The organism is Chryseobacterium sp. RU33C, from assembly GCF_900156015.1.
GTDB classification, from domain to species: Bacteria; Bacteroidota; Bacteroidia; order Flavobacteriales; family Weeksellaceae; genus Chryseobacterium; species Chryseobacterium candidae.
Genome location: NZ_FTMT01000017.1, coordinates 73,309 through 94,866, shown reverse-complemented (window position 1 = coordinate 94,866; position 21,558 = coordinate 73,309). Strand labels below are relative to the sequence as shown.

Sequence of the window (21,558 nt, the reverse complement as noted above, 5' to 3'; positions counted from 1 at the left end):
ACTTACACATGATTAATTTGAAAACGGAAAGAAGAGCGTTGTGGTAATTCCCGAGTCTTCATTATTCTCCACATAAATTTTCCAGTGATGCTGCTGAACTACTTTTTTTACATAAAATAATCCCAGCCCAAAACCATTTACTTCTTCACTTCTTTTGGTATGTACCCTGTAAAACTTATCGAAAATATGAGGAATATTTTTAGCAGGAATCCCCATTCCGTTATCTTTAAACTTTAAATATAAACCTTTTGAATCTTTATAAGCTGAAATTTCAATCACAGGCTTTCTTTCACAATATTTGATGGAATTATCCAGCAGGTTGTAAATGATATTGGTAAAGTGAAATTCATCTGCCATTACTGAAGTACTGTTTTCAATATCAATCTCAATGCTGAGGTCTTTGTTTTTGTGCCGAATATTATCAGCAATCTCCTGAATAAAAGGAAGTAACAGAATTTTTTGAGGCTTTAATGACAGTCCTGCCGCATCATTTTTAGCAATATTCAATATTTTCTCAATGTGGCTGTTAAGCTTGTGACTTTGATTGATGATAATGGAAGTATAGGTCTGCAGTTTAGAATTATCCTGTACCAGTTCCTGCTTATTGAGAGCTTCCGAAGCCAAAAGTATCGAAGATAAAGGAGTCTTAAACTCATGAGTCATATTATTAATAAAATCACGCTGCAGTTCCGAAAACTTCTTCTGCTGAATAATGGTATAAATAGAATATACATATACCAGAAGTATGATGATAAGAGCAAACGTTAGCAGATACCAGAATCTTAATGAACTGATCAGATAAGTGGTTTTATCAGGAAAACGGATGGAAAAGTAATAGATCAGATTTTTATGCTTCGGAAAATTGATTACCTTGTTGCCGGGGCTTTCCTGATGGGTAGTCATATACTTTCCGTACACCATTTTATCACTGTGGCAGTTGTATAGTGCATACACATAATCTGTATTGATCTGGAAACGGGTAAATTCTGTTTTAAGATAATATTCCAGCACTACGGGATGAAATTCATTGTTAATATTAACCACATAATAGTCATTGGCAATATTCTGTACAGGATTTTCGGTGTAGGATGTCTTTCCTCCTGAGAGTTTTTCTGCGACTTCCATTAAGGCAATATTGACTTTCTGGTTAAATTTTTTGTCTTCAAGATTATAAGCCTGGCGCGTCCACATCAACTGTGCTATTAAAATCCCGATAATAGCAACAAATCCCAGGGTTATTATAATATTGAGTCTTTTTATTTTCATTTCCTGAAACAATATTATCCAAAAATATCTATTTATCTTTTATTATTAACAACTCGTTAACAAATGTTTGACAGCGGTTAACAAGTTGTAATCACTGCCTGCTTTACATTTGTCATATCGAAATATAATAATATTAGAATTTATACTCATGAAAAAACTAAAAATTACAGCTCTTTTAGCCGTGTTGGCATTCTCTCCTTTTTATGCTAATGTACTTACTGCAGATGCTCCATCCATTGTAAAAATGGTTGCAGATGCCATTAAATGGAAATCAGAATCTATTGATGTAGGAAATATTCCTCAGGGAAAACCAAAATTGATCAGATTTGAATTCACCAATACAAGTTCAAAACCGATTATCATACAAAATGTAGCTCCTTCTTGCGGATGTACCACTGCAGATTATACCAAAACACCTATCCAGCCTGGGAAGAAAGGATTTGTAGAAGCCAGCTATAATGCAGCAGCAGCTGGTCCGTTTATGAAGACTGTAAACGTTACTACAAGTGACAGCAAAACTCCTAAGACACTTTCATTCAAAGGAGTGGTTACAGCTTAATACATTATTTTTTTCAAGATTAAAATAGCCCGGTAAGTAATTATCAGGCTATTTTATTAAAAAAAGTCTACCGGTTTTAAAAAATAGGGAGAGAATAATTATTTGTAGCATTATTTATCAATCCATTTTAAAGGATTGCATTTCAATATTTAGTATTTTTAAGAAAAAATATTTTATGAGTCTATATACACAACCTATGCTGCGCGAAGGGGCACTAAAAGATAAAGTAGCAATTGTAACAGGCGGCGGCAGCGGTCTTGGCAAAGCGATGACCAAATACTTTCTTGAACTGGGTGCTAAAGTAGTGATTACTTCCAGAAATCTGGAAAAGCTGCAGACCACAGCTAAGGAACTTGAAGATGAAACCGGAGGTAAGGTGCTTTGCGTAGCGTGTGATGTAAGAAACTGGGAAGAGGTAGAAGCAATGAAAGAGGCAACGCTGAAAGAATTCGGAAAGATTGATATTTTGTTGAATAATGCAGCAGGAAACTTCATTTCTCCAACAGAAAAACTAACTCATTCTGCTTTTGACTCCATTCTTGATATTGTTTTAAAAGGAACAAAAAACTGTACCCTTTCCGTAGGAAAACACTGGATAGATTCTAAAACACCGGGAACTGTACTGAACATTGTAACCACTTATGCATGGACAGGTTCTGCCTACGTAGTGCCATCAGCCTGTGCAAAAGCCGGAGTTCTGGCCATGACCAGATCTTTAGCGGTAGAATGGGCAAAATACGGAATCCGTTTCAATGCCATTGCACCAGGACCTTTCCCTACAAAAGGAGCTTGGGACAGACTTCTTCCCGGAGATCTTCAGGAGAAATTTGATATGAAGAAAAAAGTTCCGTTGAGAAGAGTAGGAGAGCATCAGGAGCTTGCCAACCTTGCTGCTTATCTGGTTTCTGATTATTCAGCATATATGAATGGGGAAGTGGTAACCATTGATGGAGGAGAATGGCTTCAGGGTGCCGGCGAATTCAATATGCTTGAAGCAATTCCTAAAGAAATGTGGGATGCTTTGGAAGCCATGATAAAAGCCAAAAAATCAAATTAAATTAAACTTATAATAAAAAAACTCCCGGATGTGTAACAAATCCGGGAGTTTTTTTTACCTATACACTAAATAATACTTTTCAAATGAATTTTAAACTTCCGACCCTTGTTTCGACGCTTGCAGTTGTCCTCTTCTCAGGATCTGCATATGCACAGCAGACTCCGAAATACGATTACGTAGAAGCATTTAAGCCATTCTTTTATCCGCAGACAGGTACAGCAACCCGCTCTGCAAGCGGACAACCGGGACATGCTTACTGGCAGAATTCAGCAGATTATCATTTGAATGTCAGCCTGAATGAAGCTAAAAAAGAAATTACAGGAACAGCAGAAATTACCTATACCAATAACAGTCCGGATAAATTAGGCTTTCTGTGGCTGCAGCTTGATCAGAACCTTTTTGCGAAAGACTCCAGAGGAAATGGCGTAGTTCCGCTTTCCGGAAGCCGAAATGGAGCTCATGGCGAAGAGTTGAACGGCGGATATACCATTAAATCAGTTAAACTGGATGGTAAGAAAGATGTAAAATATACCATTACCGATACGAGAATGCAGATTGATCTTCTCAAAGAGCTGAAAGCCAATGGAGGGGTTACCAAAATAGAAATTGAATATTCCTTTATTTCTCCTGATTATGGTTCAGACAGAATGGGAATACAGGATACTAAAAACGGTAAAATATTTACCATAGCACAATGGTATCCGAGAATGTGCGTCTACGATGATGTTTTAGGATGGAATACATTACCCTACCTTGGAGCTTCGGAATTCTATTTGGAATATGGAAATATCACAGCCAATATTACAGTTCCTGCCAATCATTATGTAGTGGCATCCGGAGAACTTCTGAATGAGAAAGAAGTGTACAGTAAAGAAGAAATTAAAAGATGGAATGAGGCAAGAAACAGTGATAAAACGGTAATGATCTGTCCTGAATCTGAAATCGGTAAAAATAAAACTTCCGGTACAAAGACCTGGAAATTTAAAATTAATCAGACCAGAGATTTTGCATGGGCATCATCTGCCGGATTTATTTTAGATGCCGCAAAAATAAATTTACCCAGTGGAACGAAATCTTTGGCTATTTCAGCTTATCCTGCAGAAAGTGCCGGTGACAAAGCATGGGGAAGATCTACAGAATATACGAAAGCTGCTATAGAGCATTATTCTAAAAAATGGTATGAATACACCTATCCGGCTGCCACCAATGTAGCAGGAAATGAGGGAGGAATGGAATATCCGGGAATTGTTTTCTGTCATATGGACTCCAAAGGAGAAGATCTTTGGGGCGTTACAGACCATGAGTTCGGACACAACTGGTTTCCTATGATCGTAGGATCTAATGAAAGACTCTTCGCATGGATGGATGAAGGGTTTAACACGTTCATTAACGGACTTTCCACCGAAGCTTTCAATAAAGGAGAATATTACCGTAAACCGAATCTGGCAAGATCAGGAATGTATCTGTTGACAGATAGTCTGGAACCTGTAATGGTAGGACCGGACAATATGAAAGAAAGAAGCATTGGTGCTTTAGCTTATTTTAAACCGGGAACAGGATTAAAGGTTTTAAGAGAAGCAATTCTGGGTCCTGAAAAATTTGACAAAGCATTCAGAACCTATATAGATCGCTGGGCTTTTAAACATCCTACCCCCTGGGATTTTTTCCATACCATGGAAAATGTTTCCGGAGAGGAACTGAACTGGTTCTGGAGAGGATGGTTCTTTAATAAATGGAAAATTGATCAGGCTGTTAAAAACGTAAAATACATCAACGGAGACTTTAAAAACGGAGTTGAGATTACCGTTGAAAATATTGGGCAAATGCCGATGCCTACTACTGTACAGTTGAAATTCAAAGATGGAACTGCACAGGTGGTGAAAATTCCTGTTGAAGTCTGGAAAAGAAATACTGAATGGACATTCAAGGTAGATTCCAGCAAAGAAATTGATGAGGTAAAGCTGGACCCGAATTCTGTTGTTCCTGATATCAATCTGGAAAACAATAGCCGTAAACCGTCATAAAAATGTTGGATCTATTTAAATTTAACGCAAAGCTTTCATTTGTATGCTGTAATATTTTTAAGAGAGCAAAGGATGGAATCAATGAAATTGATTCTTTCTAAGCGAACGCATATTCATATAGCTTCATCAGCAACTTGTTGCGTTCTTAGCTTACTTTAGAATAAGAAGAATTCATATTATCTTTACGTTTATATAAAATAAACATCCGCAATATACATCACAAAAGCCTGAGCTTACCATCGTAAGTTCAGGCTTTTTATTTTAGGGTGTTTTTCCGGGATAAGTGAAGGGATTCTCCTGCAATGTTTTGGTGGTCGGCAATATAATTTTGTCTTACAATATTAATTTAAAACAAAAACAACATGGAAACATTAAAATCAGTGCTTGAAGCAAGCCACGCCAAAAAAACAAAAAATGAGTTAATTGATCTTTTATCAGGAGTAGAAAAAGTGCTTACTCCTGCAGTGTACGAAAAAGTATCAGGAATTGAAACTTCAGAATTGAGTTCATTGACGAACAAAGAATTATTAACCATTGTAGATGAGTTCAAAAAGAACTATGATGAAAAGTGGGAAAAATCTTTCTCCGGTGCCTCTTCTGAGATCATAAAACTGATTGCCGGTAGAATGGCTGCTGATGAAGAGATTTTCAGAACCTCTGATGCTGCCAGCGCAGATTTTGCTGCAGAATTGGGAAGTATTGATTTTGCTACCATCATTGGCGGACCTTTGGATGCCTGTGTAAAAGCACAGTCTAATGCATCTATTGCCACTGTTAATTTCATCAATGAAGTTGGGTTCGAACTTACAGATCCTGCCAATGCTGCCAGTCCTAAAAAACTGAGAATGGCAGAATTCAAATACAAAAAAAATATTCCGAACCCGGATTTTAAGGAAGATGAGCCGGTAAGTGCAACCAACCCAAAAACCATTCCTGATGATGTGGAAATTTCAGTACCTTTTATTGCGCTGCTGAATGTCCCAAGCTTCAGAATTGAAACCTGTGAAGTAGACTTTAATGTTAAGCTTAATTCCACATACACCAAAGACGTAAGTAATGAATTTAAAATCGATGCAGGAGCATCTGGGGGCTGGGGGCCAGTAAAATTTAAAGTGGATGTCTCTTATAAAAGAACTTCCAGTACGGGAATCAAAGTGGAAAAAGAATATTCTCTTGGCGTAAAAGTACGTGCAACCAATGACGAAATGCCTGCAGGGCTTGAAAAAGTGCTTGGACTTCTTTCACAATAATTAGATTTTACGAAAGATGATAAAACTATCAGATTACCTGGATTATCTCAACAACGAGATAATTCAGGCTCGTAAAAAAGCAGACGAAAATGCAGTTCTTATTGCCAAAGAATATGCCCGTCATGAATACCTTAAATATTTTAAGGTTCCGAGATATGCCCTGCCCAGTGTAAAGATGGATATCCCGATTAAAATAACGGATATCGATTCAGATTCCAAATATAATTTTAAACTGAACCAGGATCAGTTTGTTACAGAATTGAATGAGAGAATCCGTCTTGTGAACAAGGAGAAAAGGATGAATATTCCTCAAATTACTATAAAACAGATTCAGACTGAAGAGTTTAAGACACTGTTCAGTACACTGGAAAAAAATGATCAGAAATTCGGTAAGCTTCCTGCTGTCGAAGTCCTTAAGTTGGATCTCAGAAAAAAAGTCCAGCTTCTCAATTCCGGAATCTTCAGACCTCAGGATGAAGGAACCGATGAGACCGATGAGCTGAAAGAAATCTTTTCAAAGGTTTTACTGAATAAATATACCCTGGTGAATGCCAAGCTGAATAATATTTACATAGATCCCAACACCAGTGCAGCGGAGGATAAAGACAAGTTATTCATCAACCTCCATGTAGAAATGGAGGAAGAAGGAATCAGAATTGTGTCTTATAAAGACAAAGACGGGAATGAAATAGAACAGATAACTTTTGAGTAATGCAGGAACTTATTCACTTTACAGTACAGAAAATTAAGGAGCTTCTGGAACAGTTCAATGAAGTTCAGTCCTTATACCTGTCTAAATCATTTGACTTTGATACCCGTTTTGATGGATTTCTCAACGAAGTTTTGGAATATTTTCGTACCAAAGGAAACGCCAGCTATGAATCTGAAGTTTTGAAAATTATGAATATGATTGCGACGGTGAAAAGAGGCTTTAATCCTATTAAAATGGAGAAAATAGTATCCGGAAGACGAGAACTTCTGGGAGGATTCTCATTCAACGGAATGGAAAGCATTTATGATATTCTTATGGAAATATATACGAAGGAAAACAAGAAGCTTGATGAGGCGGAAGAACTTATTTCAGGAATCATTGTTTCATTATATCAGAATGGAATTCTGGACGATGAAAAACTGAAAGACATGAATTCCGTACCGAAAATTGAAAGCTTCTGGAACTCACTCGTTGTACAGAATGCAGCCATATCCGGAATTAATAAAAAACTCAGACTTTCCATCATTCCGGAAGATATTTTCATCATTCTGGAAAAAGTATTTCTGAAATTAATTTAAAAAAAAGATCATTATGGAAACCGGAAGATACATTGTTCTGCTAGAGGATCAGCAGAAAAATTCGCTCAAAAAAATAGAGAAAGAACTGGAAGTGAGTATTACTTCCTCAGAATTTCTCTCCAAAGAAAACCGTTCTTATGATGTCATAGACAAGGACAATGGTGTACTTTATAAAAATCTTGGGGTATTGGTGGTGGAAAATATGGATGAAGATCAATTGAAAAGCGCAGTAAAAGATGAATCAAATTCTATTATGTACTACGAAAAAGAAAGAGAATTTTTCTCTGCCGATGAATTGCAATTGATTAATGAACTTAAAAAACAGTCTGCCGGACTCACAGAAAAAATTTCAGAACTTGAAAAATACATAACCAGCAAACCTTTACCTCAAAAATCATTCGTCGAAATGGAATGGGGATTAAAAACAATCGGACTGGAAAATGCAAACTATACAGGAAAAGGAATTGATGTCTGTATTCTTGATACCGGCCTTGAAACGTCCCATCCCGATTTTTCAGCTGAACAAATTGAAGGAAAATCTTTCATAGACGGTGAAGACTGGAACAGAGACCCCAACGGACATGGTACACATTGCGCAGGAGTGGCCACTGGAAATACCAGACGTGATACAGGAAAGCGCTACGGAATTGCCAGAGATTGCAATCTGAAAATAGCAAAAGTGCTCGCAGACAATGGAAGAGGAACTACCAGCAGTGTCATTGATGCGATAGACTGGGCCATTTCAAAGAAATTCAGAATTCTGTCCCTTTCGCTGGCATCACCTGCGAAACTTGATGATCAGCCTTCCGTTCTTTTTGAAACCATTGGAGAAAGAGCGTTGGAAAATAACTGCCTTATTATAGCAGCTGCAGGCAATGACAGTAACAGGCCGCAGATTCCACAGCCTGTTTCCATGCCGGCCAATTCAAAATCTATTATGGCTGTTGGCGCTATTGATAGCCAAATGAAGATTGCCAGATTCTCAAACGCAGGCCTCAACCCGTCTACAGGGGGAAATATCAATGTCTGTGCTCCAGGGGTAGATATTATCAGTTCCTATCCTAAAAATGCAAAAAATAAAAGTAATTTGTACTACAGCATGAGTGGTACAAGTATGGCAGCACCGCATGTTTCCGGGCTTGCTGCGTTGTATATGGAACAGTTTCCCGATAAATCAGCAAAAGAGATCTGGGAACTGATTGAAAAGAAAGCAAGACCTATTGAAGGCATAAAATACAGAGATATTGGAAACGGTTTAATACAGATATACGTATGATCACTTACCTCGCAGTTTTAAAGAAAGATATAAACTTTAAAAAGCTGGAAGCACTTCTTAAAAGCAAAAACATAAAACTGGCTTCCCACTACAAAACCATAGGTGTTGTAAAGCTTGAAAGCAGTATACCCGTTTCGGAGTCCGAATTTCAGGAGTATTTTATATCTGTAGAAGAAGAAAAAGATAATTTAACAATATAATCACATCAATAAAGCTTTTCTGTCGCAGAGAAGTTTTATTTTTGTCTCTTACTGATAAAATAAGATATGAATTTCAGATTTTCAATGGTGTTTCTGATGTTTTTTGCATTAGGATTTTCACAGAATCTTACCGTAATGAGTTTTAATATCAGACTGAATGTTGAGTCTGATCAGGATAATGCCTGGCCGAAAAGGAAACAGGACGTTGCGGATTTACTGACCTATTATCATCCTGATTATTTCGGAGTACAGGAGGCCCTTCCGGAGCAGATGAAAGATATTAAAACAGGATTGAAGAACTATGATTATGTAGGCGTAGGAAGAGATGACGGAAAAGAAAAAGGAGAGTTTTCTGCCATTTTTTATGATACAAACAAGCTGCAAATTATAAAATCCGGTACGTTCTGGTTATCTGAAACTCCGGAAAAACCTTCAAAAGGCTGGGATGCCGCACTGAACAGAATCTGTACCTATGCTGTATTTAAAGATAAAAAATCCAGGAAAGAATTTCTGGCGATGAACCTTCATTTTGATCATGTAGGAAATGTGGCAAGAGTAAAATCTTCCGAACTGATCCTGAAAAAAATCAAAGAGCTGAACCCAAAAAATCTTCCGGTAACGCTGAGCGGAGATTTTAACCTGACAGATGATTCCGAACCGATTAAAATTCTTTCCCGGAATATGAAAGATACTTTTTATCATTCAGAAACGAAACATTATGGCCCGGTAGGAACATTCACAGGCTTCAATGTGAATGAAGTTCCGAAAGACAGAATCGATTATATTTTTACACAAGGTTTTAAGATCAGATCTCACAGACATATTAACGACAGAAGAGAAAATCTGTTGTATCCGTCAGACCATTTTCCGGTGATTGTGAATCTTTCTCTATAAAAAAATCAGTTGGTTGGAAAATCGACTTCAAATCCAATTCCTCTCAGGGATTGGATTTTTATTTTAGGATCACTGTTGAAATACTTACGAAGTCTGCTGATAAATACATCAAGACTTCTTCCGGTAAAATAATCATTCGTTTCCCAGAGATTATCCAGAATGTTATCCCTTGTAATGATGGATCGGTTGTGCTTCAGAAGATACAGAAGCAGCTCCTGTTCCCGTATGGTTAATCGATTGTTTCCGTTAGCATGTGACAATAGAAGCTTAGTGGTATCCAGTACAAATTCTCCTATTTTTATCTGACTTTCTGTAACGGCGGGAAGTGTCCTTTTCAGAATGTTTTTAATCCGTAAAACAAGCTCTTCAGGATCGCATGGCTTGGCAATATAATCGTCAGCACCTATTTTCAATCCGGTCAATCGGTCTATTTTTTGATTTTTAGCTGTTAAAAATAACAATGGGAAATAACTTTTTTCCTTAATGATCATTTTAGCCAGAGAAAAGCCATCGATATTGGGCATCATCACATCCAGAATTCCGATCTGAAAAGGAAAATCAGCATGAACCAATGGTACGATATCTTCCGGATTCTGAAACCAGCTGACTTCAAAATCTTCCAATTCAAGATATTGTTTAAGAATCATTCCGAAATCCGGATCATCTTCTGCCAGAAGAATTTTAGTTTTCATAAGGAATTGATATTTTAAAAGTACTGCCTCTATAGATTTGACTGGAAACTTCTATTTTTCCGTCATAATTCGCAATGATCTTTTTCACGAAATAAAGTCCCAGCCCAAGACCTTTGCTGTTGTGAATATTGTTATTCTGTATTCTGTAGAATTTTTCAAAAATAGTATTGAGTTCTTTCGTTTCCATACCTTGGCCGTTGTCAGAAACTTCGACCTCCAATTGTTGAGAATTATTGCGGATGTGTATTTGAATAGCCGATGATCCGTATTTTACACTGTTTTCACAAAGATTTTTAATGACTGTTTCCATCAGGTTTTTATCAAAAGGAAGCTCTTGTGAAACTGTATTTTCAAGGTTAAAATCAGTATCTGGATAAGTAACAGAAAGATCGTGAATGAAAAAGTTCCAGTCCTCAGGTTGTACAGCGGTCATTTTATCAGGGATTTCATCTTTATGAAGCTGAAGCATCAGGCTTTCAAGCCGGGAAATCTGTCTGTCAATAAGAGGAAGTGTTTCAGGATTCCATTCTTTTTTTAATGCTTTGGAAGCTATTTTTAAAGTAGCAATAGGCGTTTTAAACTCATGTGAAATATTATCCACAATGTTGTGGAGAACTTCCACCTGCTTCTGCTGCTGGATCAGATTTCTGATCGTGAAAATATAAAGCAGAAGAACTCCCGAAAGAAGTATTATACAGCAAATAATCAATAAGGTAAGTTCTTTGAAAACGATACCTTTTATATTTCTGATCTCAAAATCTGTCTGGGTTTTAACAAGGAAAGTATTCTTTTTTTCAACGCGGCCTTTTTCCGTGTCATCTCTTTTGGTTGTTGAGGTTTCCCAGCTTCCGTTACTGGCAATACGCGGATTTTTAAGCTTATCCTGCGTTTCAAAAATAACAATAGGTTCGGTAATTACTTTTGAGCTGTCTGGCAGATGTACAATAGAAAGATACCGTATTCTTGCAGAGATTTCGTAACCGTCTTTCTGGTAGCGGCTGTCGATGTAATGAATCAGTCTTTCTCTGGCAGATTTTCTGTTTTCTATGAAATGATTCAGAAAGTCTTTTCTGTTGATCTCCTTGTTATGATACCTGATAATGATTTCCTGAAGAGAATCATCATTTTTTTCTTTCACCTCCTGAATATCCTCAAGGCTGTCTGTGTAATTGGTAAGTCCGTCATTCACGGATCTGTAAATGTCCCTTTCTTTTACCTGATAGGTTTTATACATAAAGTAAACCTGGATTCCCAATAAAAGCAGGAACAATGCGGCAAAAACCGAAATCAGAATTTTACTCTTGGCTATCATTAAAACAAAGATAAAACTTTAGTCATTTTACAGAAATTATTCTTTTATCATTAACCTTTTATTAACCTGATGATTAATATGATTTTTGGTAATTTTAGACAATTAAAAGCCTATTTAATGAAAAAGATGTTTTTTTTTATTCTGTTGATTGGGATGATCATCAACGCACAAACCCATCGCTTTATATATGAGCTTCAATACAGGCCTGATCCTAAAGATGCAAGTTATGATAAAGAAGAAATGGTACTGGATATCAATCCTGAAGAAGTGAAATTTTATGAATTTGAATTTTTAGCAAGCGATTCTTTGAATATCCTTCATGGAGGAATGACTTATCAGCATACCAGCCAGTCCGGACAGACCATTGTACGAAAAAGAAATTCCAATAAAAACAAAAACTTTGTTCAGATTATAATGATGCCGTATTATTATGTTTTTGAAACGGAGGATAATGTTCAGTGGAAAATAGAGGCTGATACTAAAAAGATCAACAGTTATAATTTGCAAAAAGCAACTGCCATGTTTGGAGGTAGAAACTGGACTGCCTGGTTTACTCCGGATATCAATATTCCTGAAGGACCGTATAAATTTAGAGGACTTCCGGGATTGGTTTTGTATGTGGAAGATGATAAGAAAGATTTTATATATTCTTTTTTGCGAAATAGTAATCTTTCCAAAACATATGATACAACAGGCTTTCTCGAAAAGCATTATTCATTGGCTCCTATTGTCATTGACTTTAAGAAATGGGTGAAACTGAATCTGGAGTTTTATAATGATCCCTATGCCAGAATGAGAACCGAATTTCAGCCGGACTGGAATGTACGCATTAATGGGCAGCAAATCAAAAGTAAAGAAGAGTTTGCAGGATTGACCAAGCAAACACAGATCAACATAAAAAAATATTATAATCCAATAGAACTGGATAAAATAATTCCTTATCCATAAAAATATTGTATTGATTTTGAAAACCTGAATTTCCGAATTCAGGTTTTCTTATTTTAAGAAGAAAGTATTAACCCATCATTAACCTTCTATTAACCGTGTTTCTTATAATCAATATAGAACTTTGTACCCATAGAACAGAACAGGGGTTTTGTTAGGATAAAAAAATAAATATGTATAAAATTCTTTTTCTTCTGTGTTTTCCAGCTTTGATTCTTGCCCAGAAACAAAAATTGGGAGGAACAGTAGTGAACACTGAAAACGAAAAGCTTTCATCAGTAAAGGTGGAAATTTATAATGCTCAAAATAAATTAATCAAAGAATTGAAAACAGATGAGAACGGGAAGTTTGTGATGGAGGATATCGCAGAACAGGAGATGAAGTTGGTTATTAAAAATCAGGGATATTCCTTATTTGAGAAAAAAATAGATTTAAAAGAGCCTGAAATGCTGAATATCATTCTTAAAAAAGAATCTCAGGAAATAGAAGAAGTGGTGATGACAAAACGCAAGCCTTTGGTGAAAAGAAAGGTAGATCGTCTGGAATTTAATGTGGAAAACAGTAATATTTCTTCCCTCAATGCCTGGGAAATCCTAAAAAATACACCCAGTGTCACCATCAACAATAGTGTATTGAGTGTAAAGGGAAGTACCGGAATTCTGGTGACTATTAATGATAAAAAAGTAATGCTGACAGGGGATGAGCTTAAAAATCTTCTTGAAAATACACAGGGAGATGACGTAAAATCAGTAGAAGTGATTACCAACCCGCCTGCAAAATATGAAGCCTCAGGAAGTGCCGTACTGAATATCGTTCTGAAAAAGAATAAAATCGAAGGCTATCGTGGTATTCTTTCATCCAAATATGTGCAGACCCAATATGCGAAAGGCGTTTTTGGTGTTTCACAATATTTTAAAAAAGATAAACTTTCCTTAATGGGAAGCTATTATAAAGGGCTGGGAACGTACTACCGGGAAGGAACAGATTATGTAAACTATCCGGAAAGCCAAACCAGATGGGTGAGTACGATGAACAGGAAGGATAAAAACAATAACCAGAATACCCTGAATTTTAATGCGGAATATGAATTGGACAGTCTGACTAATCTAAGCCTCAACTACTCAGGGTATTTTTCTCCAAAGTCCTTCGGAACCTACAATGTTCCTACGCTGATCTATAACCAGCAGGATAGAGTAGAATCTGATTATACCACTATCAATGATCACCGTTCCCGTTCCATAAATAACTCTGTGAGCTTTCAGATAGACAGAAAACTGAATAAAAAAAGCAGTCTTTCATGGATTAATTATTTTACCGGAAATAATGCCGATAAATATCAGAATGTAATCACCTACCTGAATTTTGCCGGACAGCCACCGAAAGAAGATAACTTCTTTACCCGGAATAAAGCAGATGTTCAGCTGTATTCCACCCAATTCGATTATCAATGGAAAGGGGAAAAACTGGAACTTGAATCGGGAACGAAGTATAGTTTTGTAAAGACCGGCAGTACACTTGATTTCTCCGATAACGAGAACGGAGCATTACAATACAGACCGGAAAAAAGCAGTATTTTTGATTATAAAGAACACAATTTTGCCCTGTATTCTTCCTTAGCCTACGATATCGGGAAGTGGAGTTTCAAAGGAGGGCTCCGTGCAGAAATGACAGATCTTGAAGGCGTAGTTTCCGAACCTTATGAACTGAATAAGACCAATTACTGGAAATTTTTTCCCACTTTTTATGCACAATATACCACAGCAAACAAACAGGAATTTGGGTTCTCCTATGGAAAAAGAATCAGCAGACCTTCCTATTCATGGCTTAATCCTGCAAAATCTTACTACAATCTGTTTTCCTATTATCAGGGAGATCCCAAATTAAAAGCAACCATTACCCACAATCTTAATCTTACTTATTCCTGGAAAGACTGGAATATGGATTTGTACTACAGAAAAGAAATATATCCTTCCATGGAAATTTCCTATCAGGAGCCAAGTACCAATAGTCTGATCTATTATTTTACCAATATTGAGAAAGGAGAAGCTTTCGGAGTAAGTTTGTATAAAAATTTCCAGGTGAAATCCTGGTGGAATATTATCCTTTCTGAAAATCTTGAACATAACGAAAATTATTTCAAAGGAATTGATGGAATATTGTATAAAAATAAAGTATGGAACTGGGTTTCCAATATTTCCACAAGCTTGACGCTGGATAAAAGCAGCGACTGGAAAATGGAAATGGGACACCGCTACTATTCTCCCGGCATACAGGGAACTTTCAGGATATCTTCTCTGTGGTCAGCCTATTTTGTAATGAACAGAAAATTCTTTAGTAAAAAACTGGAAGCCAGTCTTGTTTTTAGTGATATCTTCAGATCCACGGGGCAGAAGGTCAGCACAAAATATGCGAATCAGGATAATTATTTTCTTGATTATACCGATACTCAGGGAGTGACATTTTCATTGAAATTCAACTTTGGAAATCAATCGGTTAAAAATGCAAAAACAATTAAGAAGACAGCTGAGCAGGATAGATTGTAGAATATTTTAATTAAAAAGTCAATTTTTGTGAAATATTATCGTGAAATAATGGTCTTATGATGGTGTATTTTCGTTATTTTTGATACTTATCTTTAAAAAGATTGCTATGAAGAAAATTTTTTCCGGGATGCTGATCGCAGTTTCTTTACTGCAATTGTCAGCTCAGGAATTGTATATGCCGAGGAATATCAAAAAAGCGTATGAAAGAGGAACGCGTGATATCTCCGGAGCGCCAGGAAAAAACTACTGGCAGAATAAAGGAGTCTATAATGTAGAGGTGAGAGTAGATGCTGCTACAAAAGTAGTTTCCGGAAAAGAAACCATTGTTTATACCAACAACAGCCCGGATCATCTGAATGAACTGGCTATTCGATTTGTGAATAACCTTCACAAGCCGCAGTCGCCAAGATCTGGTTTTGTGTCTAAGGATTTCCTTTCGTCTGGACTGAAAATTAAATCTTTTACGGTAAACAATGTAAAATATGAGATCAACAGTGATGATTGGAGTACGGTTGAAAAAGTAAAATTAAAATCAGCTCTGAAAGCTAAATCAAAAGCTGAGGTTAAAATAGAGTGGGAATATCCATTATCAGTTCAGAGTGGAAGAGAAGGGCAGATTGATCCTGAAACATTTTATGTGGCATACTCTTTTCCGAGAATTTCCGTGTACGATGATTACAACGGATGGGATATGCTGCAGCACTCAGACAGACAGGAGTTTTATAATGATTTCAATGATTACAGTTTTGCCATCACCGCACCGAAAAATTATGTAGTCTGGGCAACCGGAGATTTTCTGAATCCGGAAGCTGTCCTTCAGCCCGAATATTTAAAAAGATATAAAGCTTCTCTGAAAAGTGATAAGCTGATGCATATTGCCACAGAACAGGAAATGAAGTCCGGAAAAGTAACCAGGCAGAATAAATGGAACGTCTGGAAATTTAAAGCCAGCCATATTACAGATTTTTGTTTTGCGATGAGTAACCATTATGTGTGGGATGCAGCCAGTGTTCAGTTAAAAACAAAAAGAGCCAGTGTTCAGGCCGGATATAAAAACGGAGCTAAAGATTTTGAACATTATGTAGACTGGATGCGCTACAATCTGGATTGGTTCTCAAAAAACTGGCCGGGTGTGGAATACCCTTACAACGTCATGACGGCTATCCAGGGATACGCAGATATGGAATATCCTATGATGATTAATGATACCAGCATTCCTGATGATCTTAATGATGCAAGGCTTACGGCAGATCATGAAATTGCCCATACGTATTTCCCTTTCTATATGGGAATCAATGAAACAAGATATGCATTTATGGATGAAGGCTGGGCAACTACGCTGGAATATCTTATAGGTATTGATGAAAACGGAGAAGCGGCTGCCAAGGAATTTTACAAAAACTTCCGCGTTAAAAGATGGATCAATGATCCTTCTGCAGAACAGGATCAACCAGTGATTACGATGAGTACACAGGTAAGCGGTGCCGGATATGGAAACAACTCTTATGTAAAATCTTCATTGTCTTATCTGGCGCTGAAAGATTATTTAGGAGATGAACTCTTCAAAAAAGCATTACATCACTACATGGATAACTGGAACGGGAAACATCCTGTGCCCTGGGATTATTTCAATTCTATGAATACAGGCTCTGGAAAAAACCTGAACTGGTTTTTCCAGAATTGGTTTTATACCAATAATTATATTGACTTAAAAGTAACAGGTGCATCCCAGATGAATGACATGCTTACCATTAATGTTGCAAATGTAGGGGGCTTTGCCATTCCGTTTGATGCTCTATTATCGTATGATGACGGAACAACAGAAAAACTCCATTTTTCACCTTCTGTATGGGAAAAAGATCAAAAACTGACTGACCTTGTAATTCCCATTAAGAAGAAAATAAAATCGGTACAGCTGGACGGAGATATCTTTATGGATTATACTCCGGATGACAACCGTAAAAGCTTATAAAAGTAAAGAGGCTGTCTCAAAAGTCAAACAATCTGGCTTTTGTCATTCTGACGAAGGAAGAATCTCATTGATAACCAAACATATGAGATTCTTCACTACATTTCATTTCGTTCAGAATGACACTTTTGAGACAGCCTCTTTCTTGTTTTAAAAATAGGCAGTCAATCGTAAACCTAGTGTAATATAATTGATTTTTTCTTTAGCAATCAGGTTGTTCAGTTCCTGATCCAGTTCAGCACTTTCCTTAATATCATCACTGAAGTAATAGCGGATAGTAGAATTGATCTGATTGTAATCCGTATAGAAAGTAAGACCTAATCCAGGGTTGAACTTGTAGGTCATAGAAGCACCAGTATTCCATCGGAAAGCTGGTTTTGGTTTGTAGCTGGCTATCTGAAGCTCGTGGTTGGGAGCATCAATACCCTCTCCTCTTACAAATACTTTTCCATTGGCAGTAGCAGCGTATCCTCCGGTAATCTTTACCGTAAGCTGCCATTTATCTGATATTTCATGAGAAAAATAAGGTCCTATGCCGGCAGAAAGAAATCCCATGGATTGTGTTTTGATTTCATGATCACCAAAGTCCTGCCCGTCATCTAATGTTATTCTTTGAGATTTAATAGGGAAGCTGCTGAAGGATATATCGGCCCCCACGCCCCATTTTTTTGAAAAGAAATAAGCGCCCTCCAGTCCGCCCTCAAAACCTATTTGTTTTTTATCATCCAGTTCAGATTCTTTCAGGAAGTTGGTTGTCCCTAAAGCAGTCCCCATTTTCAGCGCAAGAAAAGATGGGTAATCGTTACCCTGTATTCTGGATAACATACTTAAATTATCCCCCTTGTTTTTATAAATTTTGTCAATAAAAAAATACCCCAGTTCTGTTGATATAATCCCGATACCGGCACCGGCAAGAATATCCGGAACCCAGTGTCTGTTATTTAAATTTCTTCCAAGCCCTGTAAGAGTAGCAGAACCATATCCGGCAATACTGTAGGCCGGATTTACCAAACCATATTCTTTGTGGAGAAAGCTTGCATTGGTAAACGCCATAGCAGCATGTCCCGATGGAAAAGAATTGTTTTTGGATCCATCCGGACGTTCCACTTTTGCTGTATACTTAATAGAATTAACTAAAATTGCCATGATGGCTAAACTTGTACCATAAGATAAAGTAGCTCGTCCAATATTGTTACGGCCTTTTACACCTGCCAGCTTTAATCCGTAAACAGCTACAGCAGGAGCGTATTGCAGATAATCATCATATTTGACTTTGAAGTTGGGAAGATAGCGGTTTCTTACCTCTCGAATATTTTCTTTTTCTCCCCAAGTTGCTGCGGCTGCAGTAAAAAGAAGGGCAGGAGCTACTGATTTTTTTACCCATTCTTTTTGGAAAAAAGGAGTTTTCTCCTGAATAGTATACCCTGAATTGATGACAGCCAGATCTTCCTTGAGATTTCGGGATTGAATAGTATCCTGTGCTTTAATAAAGCATAATTGCAATAGTATTCCGGATGCTAATGCTATTTTTTTCATCTTGGTAGTAGTGAAATTTAAATCGCGTAAAAATATTAAAAAAATCTATCCCAAAAATTGAGATAGACTATTTTAATATTATTATAATATTCTAGCTGAGCTTTTTGATTACCTTAACCCTGCTCTTGGTCCAGATGCTGCTACTACAGCCTGCATTCTTGTTTTTTGGTTGGCAGAGAACATAACCATAGATTTGTCATCCACATAATCCATGTAGTTCATGAACATCTGAGAACGGCTTACCCCTCCGCACACTCTGTTCAGAGGATAAGTAGGATTTCCATAGTTAGGGCCGGGAGATGTAGGGGTATCATTAGAGTAATCCGTCTGGCATCCTGCATCAGATGATCCCCAAAGGTGCGGAAGGTTTAAGTAGTGTCCTACTTCATGTGTTACTGTTCTTCCTAAATTGAACGGAGCAGAAGCACCAGTTTTACCTATATACTGATATCCTATGACAAGACCGTCATACCATTGCCCTGCATGTTCAGGGTAATAGGCGTAGCCTAAGGTTCCGGGTTGGTTGTTTTCATCAAGGATTGAATTGACAACCCAGATATTCATGTTTTTTGTTACATCAGTGGCATCAATTCCTCCTGTGCTGGCTTTTTTCATTTGTTCCAGATCAGATCTCCATCCTGTCTTTGTACTCTGTTTGCGGTTGGTTGCTACTAATTTGAAACGGATTTTTACATCACCAGCTGCGGCTGGTTTAAATGCAGAAGGAATTTTCGTGATATCGGAATTGGTTGCTCCATAATCGGCATTTAGGACTGCAATTTGTTCTGCAATTCTTGCATCAGAAACATTCTGAGCAGAAGTGTTGTAAATTACGTTAAAAACTACTGGGATTTCAACAGTTCCATCTGCCAACACTTTTCCTACTTTAAGATTTTCTGCAAATTTTTCAGTACTGAATTCAATATCAGCTATTTTTTGCTTGAGTGAAGGGTTTTTCAGAAGCATTGCTTGTCTGATTTCTTCTGACGGACAGCTTCTTCTAAGTGCACTTGGAACAGTATTTTCCTGATCCGGAGAAGTCTCGTTTTGATGAGTTAAGTTGTCGTTGTTGCACGCCGACATAAAGCCCAGAACCAGGGCTCCAAATAAGAATTTTTTCATATCGTTATAATATAATTTGGTTGAGGATGTGAAATTATAGTATTTGAAATTAATATGCAAGCTATTTTTTAAAATACTTAACAAATGTTTAATTTATAGGCTGTTTGATTGAATTTAAATCATGTAAATGATGAATGTATTGAATTTAGTTAAAATCAACTACTTGTTTTATATTTCATATTTAAGTATGTTTTTTTGGTGTAAATAATTTTAGTATTTTGCTGTTTTTTAGAATTTTTTTTATAATAAATCGGGCTGAAATGTTTTTTTTAAAGAGTCAGAAGATACTTATTTTCTTGGCAGATTATTCCAGTAGGTCCAATGGCAGATCTGATTTCAATATTTTTCATTATTATTTGTATTTCTGAAATGAAAACAAAGTAGGAGATAAAAAAATCTGTCCCAGACTTGAGACAGATTTCAAATATGTAAAAGGATTATAATTTTAATATACTCTTAATCCGGATCTTGCACCAGAAGAAGCTACTACAGACTGCATTCTTGTTTTTTGTCCTGCAGAGAACATAAACATGGCAGCATCATCTACATAATCCATATAATTCATAAACATGACGGATCTTTGTACGCCGCTGCAGGTATTGTATAGCGGGTAAGAAGGTTTTCCATAATTTGCTGTAGTTTGTGTAGGCGTGTCACTTACCTGGTCGTTTCCACAATTGGCATCTCCCCAGATATGTCTTAGGTTTAGGTAGTGCCCTACCTCATGTGTAGCGGTTCTTCCCAAGTTGAAAGGTGAAGAAGCTCCGGTTTTTCCAAAATATGGAGCGGCAATTACAACACCGTCATTCCATAAACCTGCAGATTCAGGGAAAGTGGCATACCCAAGAATGGTACGTCCCTGGCTGGTCATTTTACCCACCACCCATAAGTTTAAGTAATTGGTAGGATTAGTAGCATCAATTCCTCCTTTAGATGCTTTTTTCATATCATCATTAGTTGCCCAGCTTGTTTTTGAAGTGGATTTCCTAACGGTGTTTACCAGTCTGAATTTTACTTTTGTATTTCCTGAGCTTACCGTCTGGAATTCAGTCGGGATTTTGCTGGCATCAGTGTTGGTGCCGGAATAATCAGCATTCAGTACCGCAATTTGTTCTGCAATTCTTGCATTAGAAACGTTTTCAGCTGTTGTTTTGTAGATGACATTTACGATAACCGGGATTTCTACAGTACCATCGGCAAGAACTTTTCCAAACTTCACGTCATTGGCGAATTTTTCTGTGTTGGTTTCTAATGCTGCAAATCTTTGTTGGAGTTCAGGGCTTCTTTTTAATGCTTCTTGTCTGATTTCCTCAGAAGCACAGCCTCTTTGAACCAGACTTGCGGTAGTTACTGCTTCGTCAGTTGTGTTTTCGTTTTGATTGGTGATGCTGTCATTGTTACATGCTGCCATTACACTGAGCATAAAAGCTCCAAATAATAGTTTTTTCATATCAAAATCATTTAGGTTGAGAATATGAAATTATATTATTTAAAATTAAAATACAAGAATTTTCTTTGTTTTATTGATTTATGGTTAATTTTTGCTTGTTTTGCTTGTGTTTTATTTAGTGTTTTTACTTATTTATTGATATTTACTTAATTTAAATGAATTCGCTGATTCAT

At 36.9% G+C, this 21,558-nt stretch carries 18 protein-coding genes; 12 read left to right on the top strand and 6 right to left on the bottom strand.

All coding sequences use genetic code 11. From position 1 onward, the window contains the following. Positions 1-12: 12 nt before the first annotated feature. The gene (locus tag BW946_RS14735; protein ID WP_076596901.1) at positions 13-1,266 is read right to left on the bottom strand and encodes a sensor histidine kinase; all 1,254 of its coding nucleotides are present in this window, start codon (positions 1,264-1,266) and stop codon (positions 13-15) included. Between the two features lie 148 nt (positions 1,267-1,414). On the opposite strand from BW946_RS14735, the gene BW946_RS14730 reads away from it, so the two are divergent. The 9 genes from BW946_RS14730 (at position 1,415) to BW946_RS14690 (ending at position 9,816) form a co-directional block, all read left to right on the top strand. After that, positions 1,415-1,825, top strand: a complete 411-nt coding sequence (locus BW946_RS14730) for a DUF1573 domain-containing protein (RefSeq protein WP_076596900.1) — start codon at positions 1,415-1,417, stop codon at positions 1,823-1,825. 175 nt (positions 1,826-2,000) lie between these two features. Continuing rightward, positions 2,001-2,882, top strand: coding sequence for an SDR family oxidoreductase (locus BW946_RS14725; RefSeq protein WP_076596899.1), 882 nt, complete (start codon positions 2,001-2,003; stop codon positions 2,880-2,882). An 83-nt stretch (positions 2,883-2,965) separates the two neighbouring features. After that, entirely contained in the window at positions 2,966-4,906 is a 1,941-nt protein-coding gene (locus BW946_RS14720; RefSeq protein ID WP_076596898.1) for a M1 family metallopeptidase, read from the top strand. 362 nt (positions 4,907-5,268) lie between these two features. After that, a complete protein-coding gene (locus BW946_RS14715; protein WP_228402596.1) occupies positions 5,269-6,156 on the top strand; it encodes a DUF2589 domain-containing protein in 888 nt (295 codons plus the stop codon). Positions 6,157-6,172: 16 nt separating this feature from the next. Continuing rightward, positions 6,173-6,868, top strand: a complete 696-nt coding sequence (locus BW946_RS14710; protein WP_076596897.1) for a hypothetical protein — start codon at positions 6,173-6,175, stop codon at positions 6,866-6,868. After that, on the top strand, positions 6,868-7,446 hold the full coding sequence (locus BW946_RS14705; protein ID WP_076596896.1) for a hypothetical protein: 579 nt from the start codon (positions 6,868-6,870) through the stop codon (positions 7,444-7,446). The genes BW946_RS14710 and BW946_RS14705 overlap by 1 nt, the downstream gene beginning before the upstream one ends. Before the next feature lie 13 nt (positions 7,447-7,459). After that, on the top strand, positions 7,460-8,722 hold the full coding sequence (locus tag BW946_RS14700) for a S8 family peptidase (RefSeq protein WP_076596895.1): 1,263 nt from the start codon (positions 7,460-7,462) through the stop codon (positions 8,720-8,722). Beyond that, the gene (locus BW946_RS14695; protein WP_076596894.1) at positions 8,719-8,922 is read left to right on the top strand and encodes a hypothetical protein; all 204 of its coding nucleotides are present in this window, start codon (positions 8,719-8,721) and stop codon (positions 8,920-8,922) included. Before BW946_RS14700 ends, BW946_RS14695 begins: the two co-directional genes overlap by 4 nt. A 66-nt stretch (positions 8,923-8,988) precedes the next feature. After that, positions 8,989-9,816: an endonuclease/exonuclease/phosphatase family protein gene (locus tag BW946_RS14690; RefSeq protein ID WP_076596893.1), complete on the top strand. Its 828-nt coding sequence runs from the start codon at positions 8,989-8,991 to the stop codon at positions 9,814-9,816. 5 nt (positions 9,817-9,821) lie between these two features. On the opposite strand, the gene BW946_RS14685 is transcribed toward BW946_RS14690, so the two are convergent. Together BW946_RS14685 and BW946_RS14680 are read right to left on the bottom strand one after the other, a co-directional pair. Beyond that, positions 9,822-10,508, bottom strand: a complete 687-nt coding sequence (locus BW946_RS14685) for a response regulator transcription factor (protein WP_076596892.1) — start codon at positions 10,506-10,508, stop codon at positions 9,822-9,824. Beyond that, positions 10,498-11,820 carry a sensor histidine kinase gene (locus tag BW946_RS14680; RefSeq protein ID WP_076596891.1) on the bottom strand — a complete coding sequence of 441 codons (1,323 nt, stop codon included), beginning with the start codon at positions 11,818-11,820 and terminating at the stop codon, positions 10,498-10,500. Before BW946_RS14680 ends, BW946_RS14685 begins: the two co-directional genes overlap by 11 nt. A gap of 117 nt (positions 11,821-11,937) precedes the next feature. Here BW946_RS14680 and BW946_RS14675 point away from each other — a divergent pair, with 117 nt between their 5' ends. The 3 genes from BW946_RS14675 (at position 11,938) to BW946_RS14665 (ending at position 17,280) form a co-directional block, all read left to right on the top strand. Next, a complete protein-coding gene (locus BW946_RS14675; RefSeq protein WP_076596935.1) occupies positions 11,938-12,768 on the top strand; it encodes a GLPGLI family protein in 831 nt (276 codons plus the stop codon). A 170-nt stretch (positions 12,769-12,938) separates the two neighbouring features. Beyond that, on the top strand, positions 12,939-15,308 hold the full coding sequence (locus BW946_RS14670) for an outer membrane beta-barrel family protein (RefSeq protein WP_076596890.1): 2,370 nt from the start codon (positions 12,939-12,941) through the stop codon (positions 15,306-15,308). A gap of 106 nt (positions 15,309-15,414) precedes the next feature. Further along, on the top strand, positions 15,415-17,280 hold the full coding sequence (locus tag BW946_RS14665; protein ID WP_076596889.1) for a M1 family metallopeptidase: 1,866 nt from the start codon (positions 15,415-15,417) through the stop codon (positions 17,278-17,280). A gap of 147 nt (positions 17,281-17,427) precedes the next feature. Here BW946_RS14665 and BW946_RS14660 read toward each other — a convergent pair whose 3' ends face one another. The 3 genes from BW946_RS14660 to BW946_RS14650 all read right to left on the bottom strand — a co-directional run bounded on the left by BW946_RS14660 (position 17,428) and on the right by BW946_RS14650 (position 21,385). Then, on the bottom strand, positions 17,428-18,813 hold the full coding sequence (locus tag BW946_RS14660) for a phosphatase PAP2 family protein (RefSeq protein WP_076596888.1): 1,386 nt from the start codon (positions 18,811-18,813) through the stop codon (positions 17,428-17,430). 108 nt (positions 18,814-18,921) lie between these two features. Then, entirely contained in the window at positions 18,922-19,935 is a 1,014-nt protein-coding gene (locus BW946_RS14655) for a zinc metalloprotease (protein ID WP_076596934.1), read from the bottom strand. 445 nt (positions 19,936-20,380) lie between these two features. Next, complete coding sequence (locus BW946_RS14650; protein WP_076596887.1) at positions 20,381-21,385, bottom strand: zinc metalloprotease; 1,005 nt, start codon at positions 21,383-21,385, stop codon at positions 20,381-20,383. Positions 21,386-21,558: the final 173 nt, after the last annotated feature.

Excerpts from the sequence above, each read along its gene's own strand:
- BW946_RS14735 (WP_076596901.1), bottom strand. The coding sequence starts at position 1,266 with ATGAAAATAAAAAGACTCAATATTATAATAACCCTGGGATTTGTTGCT.
- BW946_RS14730 (WP_076596900.1), top strand. The coding sequence starts at position 1,415 with ATGAAAAAACTAAAAATTACAGCTCTTTTAGCCGTGTTGGCATTCTCT.
- BW946_RS14725 (WP_076596899.1), top strand. The coding sequence starts at position 2,001 with ATGAGTCTATATACACAACCTATGCTGCGCGAAGGGGCACTAAAAGAT.
- BW946_RS14720 (WP_076596898.1), top strand. The coding sequence starts at position 2,966 with ATGAATTTTAAACTTCCGACCCTTGTTTCGACGCTTGCAGTTGTCCTC.
- BW946_RS14715 (WP_228402596.1), top strand. The coding sequence starts at position 5,269 with ATGGAAACATTAAAATCAGTGCTTGAAGCAAGCCACGCCAAAAAAACA.
- BW946_RS14710 (WP_076596897.1), top strand. The coding sequence starts at position 6,173 with ATGATAAAACTATCAGATTACCTGGATTATCTCAACAACGAGATAATT.
- BW946_RS14705 (WP_076596896.1), top strand. The coding sequence starts at position 6,868 with ATGCAGGAACTTATTCACTTTACAGTACAGAAAATTAAGGAGCTTCTG.
- BW946_RS14700 (WP_076596895.1), top strand. The coding sequence starts at position 7,460 with ATGGAAACCGGAAGATACATTGTTCTGCTAGAGGATCAGCAGAAAAAT.
- BW946_RS14695 (WP_076596894.1), top strand. The coding sequence starts at position 8,719 with ATGATCACTTACCTCGCAGTTTTAAAGAAAGATATAAACTTTAAAAAG.
- BW946_RS14690 (WP_076596893.1), top strand. The coding sequence starts at position 8,989 with ATGAATTTCAGATTTTCAATGGTGTTTCTGATGTTTTTTGCATTAGGA.
- BW946_RS14685 (WP_076596892.1), bottom strand. The coding sequence starts at position 10,508 with ATGAAAACTAAAATTCTTCTGGCAGAAGATGATCCGGATTTCGGAATG.
- BW946_RS14680 (WP_076596891.1), bottom strand. The coding sequence starts at position 11,820 with ATGATAGCCAAGAGTAAAATTCTGATTTCGGTTTTTGCCGCATTGTTC.
- BW946_RS14675 (WP_076596935.1), top strand. The coding sequence starts at position 11,938 with ATGAAAAAGATGTTTTTTTTTATTCTGTTGATTGGGATGATCATCAAC.
- BW946_RS14670 (WP_076596890.1), top strand. The coding sequence starts at position 12,939 with ATGTATAAAATTCTTTTTCTTCTGTGTTTTCCAGCTTTGATTCTTGCC.
- BW946_RS14665 (WP_076596889.1), top strand. The coding sequence starts at position 15,415 with ATGAAGAAAATTTTTTCCGGGATGCTGATCGCAGTTTCTTTACTGCAA.
- BW946_RS14660 (WP_076596888.1), bottom strand. The coding sequence starts at position 18,813 with ATGAAAAAAATAGCATTAGCATCCGGAATACTATTGCAATTATGCTTT.
- BW946_RS14655 (WP_076596934.1), bottom strand. The coding sequence starts at position 19,935 with ATGAAAAAATTCTTATTTGGAGCCCTGGTTCTGGGCTTTATGTCGGCG.
- BW946_RS14650 (WP_076596887.1), bottom strand. The coding sequence starts at position 21,385 with ATGAAAAAACTATTATTTGGAGCTTTTATGCTCAGTGTAATGGCAGCA.